Source organism: Phytohabitans aurantiacus (assembly GCF_027923225.1).
In the GTDB taxonomy this organism is placed as follows: domain Bacteria; phylum Actinomycetota; class Actinomycetes; order Mycobacteriales; family Micromonosporaceae; genus Phytohabitans; species Phytohabitans aurantiacus.
The window spans coordinates 678,283-691,317 of record NZ_BSDI01000007.1 but is presented as its reverse complement, the minus strand read 5'-3'; the positions used below and the strand labels follow the sequence as shown (position 1 = coordinate 691,317).

The 13,035-nt window shown below is 71.4% G+C and carries 10 protein-coding genes; 7 read left to right on the top strand and 3 right to left on the bottom strand.

Annotated elements, in window-relative coordinates:
• The 5 genes from QMG73_RS10650 (at position 1) to QMG73_RS10630 (ending at position 8,925) form a co-directional block, all read left to right on the top strand.
• Entirely contained in the window at positions 1-1,674 is a 1,674-nt protein-coding gene (locus tag QMG73_RS10650; RefSeq protein ID WP_281894104.1) for an amylo-alpha-1,6-glucosidase, read from the top strand.
• Positions 1,671-5,213 (top strand): LamG-like jellyroll fold domain-containing protein, encoded by a 3,543-nt coding sequence (locus QMG73_RS10645; RefSeq protein WP_281894103.1) that lies wholly within the window; start codon positions 1,671-1,673, stop codon positions 5,211-5,213. The genes QMG73_RS10650 and QMG73_RS10645 overlap by 4 nt, the downstream gene beginning before the upstream one ends.
• A gap of 103 nt (positions 5,214-5,316) precedes the next feature.
• Positions 5,317-5,691, top strand: a complete 375-nt coding sequence (locus QMG73_RS10640; protein WP_281894388.1) for a helix-turn-helix transcriptional regulator — start codon at positions 5,317-5,319, stop codon at positions 5,689-5,691.
• Between the two features lie 10 nt (positions 5,692-5,701).
• Complete coding sequence (locus QMG73_RS10635) at positions 5,702-6,112, top strand: VOC family protein (RefSeq protein WP_281894102.1); 411 nt, start codon at positions 5,702-5,704, stop codon at positions 6,110-6,112.
• Positions 6,113-6,147: 35 nt separating this feature from the next.
• Positions 6,148-8,925, top strand: a complete 2,778-nt coding sequence (locus QMG73_RS10630) for an Hsp70 family protein (RefSeq protein WP_281894100.1) — start codon at positions 6,148-6,150, stop codon at positions 8,923-8,925.
• Positions 8,926-8,941: 16 nt separating this feature from the next.
• Here the strand turns inward: QMG73_RS10630 and QMG73_RS10625 are convergent, their stop codons facing one another.
• Positions 8,942-10,066: a hypothetical protein gene (locus QMG73_RS10625; RefSeq protein ID WP_281894099.1), complete on the bottom strand. Its 1,125-nt coding sequence runs from the start codon at positions 10,064-10,066 to the stop codon at positions 8,942-8,944.
• A 76-nt stretch (positions 10,067-10,142) separates the two neighbouring features.
• On the opposite strand from QMG73_RS10625, the gene QMG73_RS10620 reads away from it, so the two are divergent.
• The gene (locus QMG73_RS10620; protein ID WP_281894098.1) at positions 10,143-10,652 is read left to right on the top strand and encodes a SigE family RNA polymerase sigma factor; all 510 of its coding nucleotides are present in this window, start codon (positions 10,143-10,145) and stop codon (positions 10,650-10,652) included.
• 6 nt (positions 10,653-10,658) lie between these two features.
• Complete coding sequence (locus QMG73_RS10615) at positions 10,659-11,891, top strand: hypothetical protein (RefSeq protein ID WP_281894097.1); 1,233 nt, start codon at positions 10,659-10,661, stop codon at positions 11,889-11,891.
• A 17-nt stretch (positions 11,892-11,908) separates the two neighbouring features.
• Here the strand turns inward: QMG73_RS10615 and QMG73_RS10610 are convergent, their stop codons facing one another.
• Together QMG73_RS10610 and QMG73_RS10605 are read right to left on the bottom strand one after the other, a co-directional pair.
• Positions 11,909-12,193 carry a hypothetical protein gene (locus QMG73_RS10610; protein ID WP_281894096.1) on the bottom strand — a complete coding sequence of 95 codons (285 nt, stop codon included), beginning with the start codon at positions 12,191-12,193 and terminating at the stop codon, positions 11,909-11,911.
• Positions 12,190-13,011 (bottom strand): phytanoyl-CoA dioxygenase family protein, encoded by an 822-nt coding sequence (locus QMG73_RS10605; protein ID WP_281894095.1) that lies wholly within the window; start codon positions 13,009-13,011, stop codon positions 12,190-12,192. The genes QMG73_RS10610 and QMG73_RS10605 overlap by 4 nt, the downstream gene beginning before the upstream one ends.
• Between the last annotated feature and the right edge of the window lie 24 nt (positions 13,012-13,035).

Sequence of the window (13,035 nt, the reverse complement as noted above, 5' to 3'; positions counted from 1 at the left end):
ATGTTCTCTATCCAGGACATCCCGTTCAGCTACCGCGGATCCTGGCTCAACGTCTCACCGGTGGTGGCCAAGCACACATACGCGGAAGACCTGCACCTGATCTCGCACCAGACCGGCCTGCATCCCGTGCTCCGCTTCACGCCATCCGTTGTGGACAGTACTGTCGTCGCGACACCGGCGCTGCTGACGTGGCGGCATGAGACCGGCCGGGTCGAGCTCGCCTACGAGAGCCCGGACACCATCCGGATGCGCGGCGACGGCCTCGGCATGCGGATCGCGGCGGCCGCGCCGGCCCTGACCCCGTTCAGCGGCACGTACCTCTACCGCGACCCGGTCGACGGCTCCTACGTGTTCACCTCCTACGAGACCGGCCGCCGCTACCGCCTCACCGTGTTGAGTGGCGAACCAGTCGAGGTCGAGGGAGCCCAGGCCCTCGCCGCCGCCGACCGTCACCTCACGCTGCCGGCGGGGCAGCCGTGGGAGGTCGCCATCGAGGAGTACGAGACCGCCCGGCGCCCGTACGCCTCCACCGTCCCCTTCGACCGCATCGTGAACGCCGCGGCGGTCACGTTCGCCGAGTTCGTCGACGCGGTGGCACCGTGGCGCGGCCCGCGTACCCCCGCCGCCGAGCTCGCCGCGTACGTGCTGTGGTCGGCGACCGTCAGTCCCGCCGGCTTCCTCGCCCGGCCCGCCGTGCTGATGTCCAAGCACTGGATGGACAAGGTGTGGAGCTGGGACCACTGCTTCAACGCCATCGCGCTCGCCGCCGGAGAGCCGGAGCTGGCGTGGGACCAGTTCCAGCTCCCGTTCGACCACCAGGACCCGGCCGGCGCCCTGCCGGACTCCGTCACCCACTCGGAGGTCCTCTACAACTACGTCAAGCCGCCGATCCACGGCTGGGCACTGCGGCGCCTGCTCGACGGGCCGGTCGATCGCGCGCGGCTGGCCGAGACCTACGCGCGGCTGGCCGACTGGACCGGGTTCTGGCTGGAGTCACGCCGCGTACCAGGTCACGACCTGCCGCACTACCAGCACGGCAACGACAGCGGCTGGGACAACGCGACCACATTCGACGGTGACCGCGTCATCGAGACCGCCGACCTGGCCGCCTTCCTCGTCCTGCAACTGCGCTGCCTCGCCGACCTGGCCGGCGAACTCGGCGTGCCGGCGGCCACCTGGGCGAGCACCGCCGACCGCATCCAGGCCGCCATGCTCGACCAGCTGTGGGACGGCGAGCGCTTCACCGCCCGCCGCGCCGAAACCGGCCAGCCACAGGCCAGTACCAGCCTGCTCGACCTCATGCCCATCGTCCTCGGCGCCGACCTGCCCACGGATGTCGCCGCGGCGCTCGCCCGCCGCATCGAAGCCCACCTGACCGCGCACGGCCTGGCCACCGAACCGGTCGACTCGCCGCACTACTCCGCGGATGGCTACTGGCGCGGCCCGATCTGGGCGCCGTCCACGGTACTCATCGAAGACGGGCTGCGCCGCGCCGGCCACACCGGCCTCGCCGACGAGATCAGTCACCGGTTTCGCGCGCTGTGCGAGAAGTCGGGCTTCGCCGAGAACTTCGACGCCGAAACCGGCACCGGACTGCGCGACCGCGCCTACACCTGGACCGCCAGCAGCTACCTCATCCTCGCCGCCGCCTACGCACAACGGAGCTCGCAATGACAAGAAAGCCAGTAGCGGCCGCGCTCGCCGCCGCCCTCCTTTTTGGACACCCGGCACCGGCCGCGGCGGAGGAGTCCGCCCGGCTCGTGCTGCACTACGACTTCGAGGGCGACCTGTCGACCGGCGTCATCGCCGACCGGTCCGGGTCGGGCCTTACCGGTACGCTCGTCAACCCGGGCTCCGCGACGGTGGCGGCCGGCGCCGACGGGTCGCAGGCGCTGCAGTTGCGCGGCGGTGGCGCGGGCGACGGCACGGCGCCATACGTGTCGATCCCTAATGGACTGTTCGCCGGACTGACCGCCACCACGATCTCCACCTGGGTCAAGTGGACCGGCGGCGAGGACTTCCAGTGGGTCTACTGCATGGGCAAGGACCTCAACACCGCCACGTTCATCACCCCGTCGTACAGCGGGGTGGGCAGGACCCGCTCGTCCATCAAGCCGGTCAACGGAAGCTCCGAGGTCGGCGTGACCGCCACCCAGAAGCTGCCCACCGACCGCTGGGTCAACCTCGTCACCACCATCGACGGGCGCACGATCACGTACTACATCAACGGCGCGAAGGTGGGCGCCACCGCCGCCAGCCTCGACCTCGCCGCCACCATGCACTCGGCGTCCAACACCACGTCCGGGTACCTGGGCAAGCCGTTCTGGAACGGGCACCCGTTTCTGGCCGGTGCGCTGGACGATTTCCGGGTCTACGACACGGCGTTCAGCGCCGCGCAGGTGGCCGGGCTCGCCGGAGACCACCTCGCCACGCTGACCTCGGTCAAACAGACCACGGTGGACGTGAGCACCACCGTCGGTACGGCACCGGTCCTGCCCGCCGTGACCGGGGCGTACACGGACGGCATCGACCGCGAGGTGCCGGTCACCTGGAACGCCGTCGACCCCGACTCCTACGCCCGGCGCGGCACGTTCACCGTCACCGGGGTCGCCGCGGGCATCACGGTGACCGCTAACGTTCGGGTCGTGGCACCGGGTGACCTCACCATCGACCTCGGCACGAACACCGGCGCCTTCCACGGCGGGGCGTCCGGCACGCTGTACGGCCTCTACGGGGAAGGCGTGCCCTCGCGCAACCTCATCGAGGGTATGAGGCTGCGCACCGTCTCGACCAAGGCACAGGACGGGCCGCAGCACCCCGGCGCCGACGCGCTCGAAGTCGTCAAGCCGCTCGCCGACAGCACCGACGGCGATGTCTACATCTACATGACCGACATCTACCGCGGCTTCCCCTACCAGTGGCCCGGCGACACCCCGCAGGCCCGCCTCGACGACTTCAAGGCCAAGATCGCCAAGCAGGTCGACCAGGTGCTCACGCTGGACCCGAAGTACCAGGACAACATCGTCTTCGTGCCGTTCAACGAGCCCGAAGGCAACATGTTCGGCACCGGCGAGTGGAGCTACAACCGGGTCAGCTGGCTCTCCGACCCGCGGTACTACTTCGCCGCCTGGGACGAGGTGTACGCGCTCATCAAGGGCAAGATGCCCGACGCCCGGATCGCCGGACCCAACACCAGCGTCCTCTACGACCAGGTAAGGCGGTTCCTGTCGCACACCATCGAAGCCGGCACCGTGCCCGACGTCATGACCTGGCACGAGCTCAGCGATCCGGCGCGGATCCGCACCAGCGTCGCCAGGTACCGCGCCTGGGAAGACGAGCTCCTCGGCCGGCACCTGCCCATCAACATCAACGAGTACGCCTTCAACTACCACACGTCGGTGCCCGGCCAGATGATCCAGTGGGTATCGGCCATCGAGGAGTCCAAGGTGGACGCCGACATCGCGTACTGGAACATCGACGGCAACCTCAGCGACTCCGCCGTACAGGCCAACCGCGGCAACGGCCAGTGGTGGCTGCTGCACGCGTACGCCCAGATGAGCGGCCACACCGTCAAGGTGACACCGCAGTTCCCCAACGTCAGCTACACCATGCAGGGCGTGGCCACAGTGGACGAGGCGAAACGGCAGGCGCGAGCGCTGTTCGGCGGCGCGTCCGGCGAGGGCGTGGTCACGTTCCAGAACGCCGGCATGTTCGGCACCACGGCGCACGTCATCGTGCAGGAGATCCCGTGGACCGGGCAGATCGGCGACTCACCACAGCCGGAGGTTGTCGCCGAGTTCGACCAGCGGGTCTCGGATGGCACGGTCACCGTTGACTTCGGGGGTGTGCTGCCGAAGCTCAAGGAGTCTTCGGCGTACCAGATAATCCTGACCCCGGGCCGCAACGCGACCTCGCAGGCCGTCCCGCCGAAGCTCTGGAGCGCCAGCTACGAGGCCGAAGGCGCCGCGCACACCGGCTCTCCCTACTACCGCAACGGACCGGAGGGCTCACCCTCCGATGTGTCCAAGTTCTACACGTCCGGCACGTACAACGTCGGCGGGCTGCGCACCGGATCGAGCCTCACGCTGGATTTCCACGTCTCGGTGCCGGAGACCGGCGTCTACGACCTGAGCGTCTTCGCCAACAGCCTCAACACCTTCGACGCGGTCGCCGAGCAGGGCCCGACCAACGTCTTCCTGCGCGTCGACGGGGGAGCCGAGCAGGAGATGCGGCTGCCGCTGGGCTACAAGTGGGTGGTGTGGGACCATGCCGACACCACGGTGCCGCTCACCAAGGGCGACCACGTGATCAGCCTGGCCGCGCGCAGCCTCGACGGCATGAAGGCCACCAAGGGCGACGCGATCGTCGACCGCATCACCCTCGCGCTGCCCAACCCGGCCGCCGCCGAGGCCATCTACGAGGCCGAGTACGCCACGCTCAGCGACGGGCGTATCGACTACAGCCAACCGGGGGTCTCGGGCTCCGGCCGGTTCAACCTGGCGGGGGAGCGGTCGGCGACCTTCTGGGTGTACGCGGCCGGCGACGGCGAGCACACCCTCAGGTTCGACAGCGAGGGCAGCAGCCGAGCCGCCGTGACCGTGAACGGCCAACAGGTCGCCGACCTCCGGAAGACCAGCGAGGTGAAGGTCTTCCTGAACGGCGGCGTCAACAAGGTCACGGTGACGGGCGCCGGCGGCAAGCGGTACCTGGACCGGCTGCGGGTCTCGGCCACGTCGGGCACGCTGCACACCGCGTGGTACGAGGCGGAGGCGGCCACCCTGGCCGGCACGGCCACCGTCAGCGGAGCGGCGGTCACCGGTGTCGGCGGCGAGCCGGGCAACGCCAACACGCTCACCTTCGACGTCCAGGCACCGGCGGCCGGCACGTACGCCCTGACCGTCCGGTACTCGAACCCGGAGCAGTCGCCGGCCTCGCACTACAACCCCGACCCGCTCGCCCGGCCCGCCGACATCTCGGTCAACGGGGCGGCGGCGACCCGGACGCTGTTTCCGCACACGTTCCACGCGAACAACTTCTGGTACCTGACCATCCCGGTCCAGCTCAAGGCCGGGCACAACACCATCCGGTTCTCGTCGGAGGAACTGCCCGACTTCGACGGCACCACCTACATCAGCGACCGGTACACCGAGTTGCTGCGCTCCCGGTACGCGCCGATCATCGACAAGATCGGCGTCACTCCGTACGCCCGCTAGCGCCCGCGGAGAGCCCGGAACGGGGCCGGGCTCTCCGCACCGCGTCTATGCTGGCCAGGTGAGGCCCGACGAGCTCAAGCACCTCCGGCGCGCCCGCGACCTGATGGACCGGGAGTACGCGCGGCCGCTCGACGTGCCGGCGATGGCCCGCACCGCGCTCATGTCACCGGCACACTTCTCCCGCCAGTTCCGCGCGGCATACGGCGAGACGCCGTACAGCTACCTGATGACCCGGCGGATCGAGCGCGCCAAGCTGCTGCTGCGCCGGGGCGACCTGAGCGTCACCGAGGTCTGCATGGCCGTCGGCTGTACCTCCCTCGGCTCGTTCAGCTCCCGCTTCACCGAGCTGGTCGGGGAGAGCCCAAGCGCCTACCGGGCACGCAACCACGCGGCCATGGCCGCCGTCCCCGGCTGCTGGACAAAAGTCGTGACAAGGCCAAGCAGGAATCGAGAAGCGCGGGCCAGCCCGGGCTCGTAGCGTTCTAGGCATGGATATCGCCGTTGGATACACCTTTCTGGAAGTCGACGACCACGAGGCCGCGCTCGCGTTCTACCGCGACGCGCTCGGCTTCGAGGTGCGCCAGGATGTCGCCATGGAAGACGCGCGCTGGCTGACCGTCGGGCCCGCGGCGCAGCCCGAGCTCGGCATCGTCCTGCAGACCGTGGGCGTGGGCCGGCCGAGCGAAGACGCGCAGGCGCTCAAGGAGCTGCTGGCCAAGGGATCCCTGGGCGGTCTGGTACTGGAGACCGACGACGTCGACGCGACCTTCGAGTCGATCCGGGCGACCGGGGCCGAGGTCATGCAGGAGCCGATCGACCAGCCTTTCGGTGTGCGCGATTGCGCATTCCGCGACCCGGCCGGCAACCAGATCCGGATCAACCAGCGCCCGAAGACCTGATCTCCGGGGTGGAGGGCGGGGCTTAGAGTGGCGTGGTGGCGGCGGGAGGCTATCGGCTCGGGATCGACTTCGGCACCTCGAGCACCGTCGCAGTCCTCGCGATAGCCGGGCGGCCGGTCGTGCCGCTGCTGTTCGACTCGTCGCCGCTGCTGTCCTCAGCCGTTGCGGTGCCGGCGGATCCCGCGCTATCCGATGTCGACCGTCCACTGTTGACCGGCGGCGACGCGGAACGGGCCGCGCTCGCCGACCCGGGCGCCTTCGAGGCCAACCCGAAGCGCCGTGTCGACGACAACGTCGTGTGGCTCGGTGACCGCGAGGTGCCGGTGCCCGACCTCGTCGGCGCGGTCTTCGACCGGGTGGCGACCGAGGCGCGGCGCGTCGCCGGCACCGTGCCCGGTGATGTGGTGCTCACCCATCCGGTCGCGTGGGGCCGCAGCCGGCTCGACGTGCTCGCCGGCGCCGCCACCCGGGCGGGGCTCGCCGGCGTCCGGCTGGTCGCCGAGCCGGTCGCCGCCGCCGCGTACCTCACGGCCGTGCTCGGCCGCCAGGTCCGCACCGGGCACTGCCTGATCGTGTACGACCTGGGGGCGGGCACGTTCGACGTGAGCGTGGTACGGCGTACGCCGGGCGGGTTCGAGGTCGTGGCGAGCGGCGGCCTCGACGACGTCGGCGGGCTCGACCTGGACGCGGCGGTGGTCGGTCACGCCCGCACGCTGACCGCCAGCGCCGCCGACGCCTGGAGCCGGCTCGACTGGCCGCGGACCTCCACCGACCAGCAGGCGCGGCACCAGCTGTGGCGCGGCGCTCGGGCGGCGAAGGAGCAGCTGTCGCGGCACGCCACCGCACCGCTGCACGTGCCGCTGGTCGGCGCCGACCTGCACCTGACGCGGGAGGAGTTCGACAAGGCCGCACGGGAGCCGTTGGGGCGCACCGTCGAGCTGACCGTGCGGGTGCTGCGCGGTTCGGGCGTACCGCCGGAGCAGGTCGACGGGTTGTTCCTGGTGGGAGGGGCGAGCCGGGTCCCGCTCGTGGCGACCCTGCTGCACCGGGCGCTGCGGATCGCGCCGATCGCCACCGAGGTGCCCGAACTGGTGGTCGCCGAGGGCAGCCTGCACGCCGTGGCGGCGGCGGCCGTCGAGCCGGCACCCGTCGAGGCGCCCCACATCGAGCCGCCACAGGCTGAGCCGCCACAGGCTGAGCCAGTACACGATGAGCCAGTACACGATGAGCCGGTGCGGACGCCGCATGTGCCGGTTCGGATCGCCGGGGTGGTGGCCGTGGTGGGCTTCGCGGCCGCCGTCGCCGCGCACGCCGCCGGGGCCGTCCGGATCGACCTGCTCGCCACCGGCGTCGGGTTCGTCGCGCTGGCGGGCGGCCTGCTCCAGGCGGGCACCGGCGGCCGCCGGGCGTGGTGGGCGCTGCTGCCCTTGACGCTGCTGCTGCTCGCCCGGCCCGCGCTTGTCGACACCGGCCACGGCACCAACCCGTTCGCCGGTCTCGTGGGAAACGTGTACGACTGGCGCCCCCTTGAGGTGTCTCCGGTCGACGCCCTGGCCGCGATCCTGGCCGTGGTCGCCGGCCTCCTGTGCGCCCGCCGGCACCCGCTGCCCGGCTGGCGGCGGCACGCCCCGCTGGTCCTGGGCGCCGCCGCCGTCGCCAACGTCCTGGCGTACGGCTGGGACCGCTGGCAGCACCTCGCCGGCTGGCCCGCGCTCGTGCCGCCGACCACCGGCTGGCTGACCGTGGCCGCGGCGCTCGGGCTCGGGGTGGCGCTGGCCACGGTGCCGAGCCGGCCCGCTGGCGAGCCGGGCCGGCCACTGTCGCGACCGCGGGCGCTGGTGGCGGCGGGCGCGGCGCTGGTGGTGGCCGTCGCGGGCGTGATCGTCGCGATCCAGGCCACACCCGCGTTCGCCAGCCGGGTCATCGACGCCGGCGGACCCGTGGCGCGGGTGCGGTACAGCCCCGACGGGAAGGTCGTCGCGATCGTGACGGCCACGAGGGCGTGGTGGGGCCCGTACCGCGTGGAGCTGTGGGAAACGGCGACCGGGCGCAAGATCGCGACGCTCGGCGGCACCACGTCCAGCGAGACCGAGGTCGCCTTCGACCGGGACAGCGACGAGGTCTTCACCAGCAGCTACAGCGGCGGCGTCCACCGGTGGCGGGTCGCGACCGGGGAACACCTGGCGACGCTGGTGGAGCGCGGCACCGGCCAGCTCGCGCTCAGTCCCGACGGCCGGACGCTCGCCATCGCCGGCCCCCAGGTCACGCTGTACGACCTCGAGAAGAGCACCGCCACCACGATCCTGCAGAACAACGACGCCGACGACGACGCGGTCGCGTACGACCCGAGCGGCAAGCTGCTCGCGGTGGGCAGCGAAGGCGACCTGCTCCTGTGGGACCTGGCCGCCGGCAAGGAGGTCGCCCGGATATCCGCCTACCAGAACGGCTCCGTCCCGCGGGTGTACAGCGTCGCCTTCGACCCAAGCGACGGCTCCCGCGTCCTGACCGCCGGCAGCGACGGCGCGGTCCGGCTCTGGAGCGTGGCGGCCAACCCGCCCACCCTCACGTACCTGTCGACGCCCGGTGAGGGCCCGGACCTGTACGAGGCGGAGTTCAGCCCGGACGGCCGGCATGTGGCCTTCGCCAGCGGATTCGACCGGAAGGTACATCTGTGGGCGGCGCCGGACGGGCCGGAGACCGTGTTCGACGGCCACACCGACAACACGATGTGCGTCGCGTTCTCGCCGGACGGGCAGACGCTCGCCAGCGGCAGCCGCGACGGCACCGTGCGGCTGTGGCAGTTGCCCGGATAGCGGTCCGGCAGGACGCCTAGGCGGGCTCGCGAGCCAGGGTCTCGCAGGTGGCGCGGTCGTACGGGAGGCCGGTCTCGCGGAAGAGCACGCGGGCGTTGCCGTGGCTGGGATCCCACAGGTCGGCGTTGGCCACGAGCGCGCCCAGGTACCGCCGCTGGGGCTCGGTGAGAGGGCCGGAGGCGCGGCCGGCGAAGAGGGCGCGCAGCAGCGGCCCCCATTCCTCGCTGATCGTGTAGCGGCTGGCGATCGGGGCGATGGCCAGTGCCACCGGCAGCAGCCGATCGGGGTCGTCGACGCGGGCGATGGCGGCGGCGACGAGCGTGAACCGGGTCCGGGTACGCAGTTGTGGCGGGCGGTGCGTGAACCAGGTGTCGGTGGCGGCGGGATCGGCGAGGGCGGCGAGGATTTCGCCGGTGGCGGCCGGGTCGTCGGCCAGTGCGGGTGCCAGCGCGGCGCAGGCACGTACACCCGGATGCGGGTCGTCGAGGTAGCCGCTCGTGTCGAGTCCGAGTTCGCCGATGGCCAGTACCAGAGCGGCTCTTTCGTCAGGACCGGCCGTCGCTGCGAGTGCGTGAAGGCGCTCCGCGAGCGCCGCCGCCTCGGTCGAGACGGCGAGGCAGGCGCCGACCGCGTGCGCGGCCGCCGTGCGGACCGCCGGCTCGGGGTCGGACAGCGCCGACGTGGCGGCGCCGAGCAGCGTCGGGACGACCGCGTGGCAGCCCAGCAGCGCGCGGGCGTACAGGGCCTGGCCCAGCACCTCGTCGGCCCAGATCTCGTCTTCGGCGTCGGTGCCGAGCACAGCGGCCAGGGCGGCGTCCACGTCGAAGCCGTCCGGCGCGGCGAGATCGTCGAGGTCGTCGGCCGACCGGCCCGCCTTGGCGACGGCGGCGAGAAAACCGAGCAGGTTGGCGCGCAGGTCCGCGTCGGTGAGGCGGGGATCGTGTACCAGCGCGGCGACCGCCACGGCCACCGGTGGCGTCGCGGTCCACGGCGTACCCTGGTGGATCACGGCCGACCACAGGTGCTCCAAGGCCGCGCTCCTGGCGACGGTGTCGTCACCCACCAGAGCCGCCAGGTGACCGGGAGTATCGGTGGCGCGACCATAAGCGTGAAACAGCGTGGTGAACTGTGTGGCGTCCATTCCCGTGAAGATCCCATACAACCGATCCGGCCGGTGACCCCGTCTGAGATGGGAACCTCGCGGGAGGGAACTTTCGATGAAGGACGCCTGGGAGCAGGAGTACGTCGAGTACGTCACGGCGCGGCTGCCCGCGCTGCGTAGGCTGGCGTGCCTGTTGTGCGGCGACGAGCACCGCGCCGACGACATCGTCCAGGACGCGATCACGAAGCTTTACGTGCACTGGGACAAGGCGCGGGCGGCGACGAACCTCGACGCCTACGCGCGCACCATCCTGGTGCGCACGTTCGTGGACGAGAAGCGCCTGGCATGGTCCCGGGTGCGGCTGTTCGCGAGCGCGCCCGACCGTCCGAACACGGCCGACATGGGTGTGGACGACCGCACCGCCGTGCGGGCCGCCCTCTCGGGGCTCCCAGCCCGCCAGCAGGCGGTGCTGGTCCTGAGGTTCCTGTATGACCTGCGGGTCGCCGAGGTGAGCGAGATCCTGGGCTGTTCCGAGGGCACCGTCAAGAGCCAGACCCACCACGGGTTGGCGACCTTGCGGCAGGTGTTGGGTGATCGGTCGAACGCACTGGCATGGACGGAGTGAGGGTCGGTGGAGTCTGAGGAGCGCTACGGGGTCGCGGTGCTGCGAGTCCTCGATGTGGAGCCCACGACGGCCTCCAAGGTCGACGTGTCCCGGGCCGTCAGCGATGGGCGGCGCCGGCGCCTGATCAGGCGCTGGACCCGGATGGGTGCCTGCGCGGCGGTCACCGCGGTGGCGGTCGCCAGCGTGCCGCTGGTGACGGACGCGCTGAGCCGCGAGGAGCCGGCGGTGGGCGGCTCGATCGCCGCGACGCCGCCGCCACCGACCGAGTCGCCGGCCGTGACCCCTCCCACGTCCTGTACGGTCTCGCGGCTGCCCATTCCGGGCGGTCACCCGATGGCCCTGGTCACCGGTGCGGACCCGACCGGCCGGTTGCTGCTGGGCCGGGCGTATCCCAAGGGGCACAAGGGCAGGTACCCGGTGGTGATCTGGGACAACGGCACCACTCGCACCGTCGACGTGCCGGGCGACGACCAGTCGCTTCGAGACGCCAACACCGCCGGTGTCGCGGTCGGATCCGGGTGGAGCGACGCCGGGCCGGTGCCGTACGTCTACCGCGACGGAAAGGTGAGCAGGCTGGCGGGTGTCAGGACGGGCGAGGCGATCGCCATCAACGAGGCCGGCGTGATCGTCGGCCAGGGCGGCGGCACCCCGGACTCGGTGCCGGTGGTCTGGCGCTCCGCCACGGCCCCCGCCACGTACCTGCCGATGCCCTCCGGGTGGACCGGCAACGTGGTCGCCGTCGGCGAGGACGGCAGCGTGCTGGCGCTCCTGCGCTCCACGGGAAAGAGGACGCCCCAGGCGTACCTGTGGGGCCCCGACGGGAAGGGGCGCACACTGCCCAAGCCGTCGGAAGGCGAGTACTTCCGGCCGTACTCGATCCAGCGGAACGTCGCCTACGGGGTGGTGTCCAGCGACGAGACCTTCGTCAAGGGTGGATCGGACCGCCGCGTCACGCCCGTGCGGCTCGACCTGACCACCGGCCAGTACACCAGGCTGCCGGCCGTGTCGATGAGTCCGAGCGACGCCAACGGCTCCGGGTGGCTGGTCGGCTCGACCGAGAAGGGCCAGGGTGCGCTGTCCACCGGCAACGGCATGATCACGTTGCCGGACCTGAACAACCACCACTCGTCCACGGCCAACATCGCGTCCACGGTGAGCGAAGATGGCCGTATCGTCGCCGGCCAGGCCGATGACGCCAAGGGCGTCATCCAGCCCGTGGTCTGGACCTGCGCACCGTGAAGCACGCATGAGGCCCGCTATGACACGTTCACCAGGCGCTCGAAGAAGAACTCGTGCTTGAGGAACGAGACGTCGTACTCGTGCCCGGGGTACGGCGGGATCAGCGGGGACGCCTGGATGAGGCGCCAGCCATCGCACAGCGCGGCGACGCCGGTCCGGTATGGAGGCTCGTCGCTGTCGCCGGTCGTGGGTGAGGTGCGGCCGGTGCCGTCGTACCGCGCCCAGCCGACGACCTCACTGTCCAATGCGGACGTCGACAGGTAGAGGACAAGAACCTGCTGGCGTACGACCGGGGCGCTCATGACGCCACCCGCCGCGGGCGGTTGGACACGCGGGTCATCCAGTACTCGATGTCGAACGTGTCGTCGCCGGTGAGCGCCCGCCACATCCGGATCCGGTTGTAGTACTCCAGCCGGGCGGTGGCCGCCTCGTACCACGGGAACCGGGTCGACAGGATCTCGGCCACCTCCGGATCGGCCAGGTCGCCGGTGTCCCAGAGCCGCACCTGGCGCACCGTCGGGTTGAACCGGATCTTGAACATGTACCGGGCGGTGTCGCTGTCGTTGCGCCGGCCGCCGTGCCACAGTCCATGATGGAGCAGCACGACGGTGCCGGCCGGGCACACCAGCCGGGTCTGGCCGCGCAGGTTCTGGTACCGCCCGGTGTCGCTCTCGTTGGTGCGGCGGAAGTGGCTGCCGGGGACGCTCAGCGTGCCGCCCATTTCGAGCGTCACGTCGTGCGGGTAGTACATGAGCTGCACGTCGAACGCGTCGACGCGGGTGTCGATGATGGCGTCGCCGTGCAGCGGCTGCGCCTCCCCGCCGCGCGGGTCGCGGACGTGGACGGCGTGGTGGTCGACGGTCGGGCCAGGCCCGACGAGGCTGCGCAGCGCCCCGGCGACCTCGGGCAGATCGACGAGCCGCCGGGCGAACGAGCCCTCCGGGAACGCCTCCGCCACCGGCGTGCCGTAGGGCACCGGCGGGATGCCCTCGGTCAGCACCTTCACGGCCTCGTCGTTCATGCCGGCCGGGACGACGGCGTCCAGCCGCACCGACCCGTACGCGACGAACCGCGCCATCTGGACGGACGTCAGTAGGCGTGGTCTCGAACTGGTAGTCATTCAACGAGGCTACGAAGGGCCGTG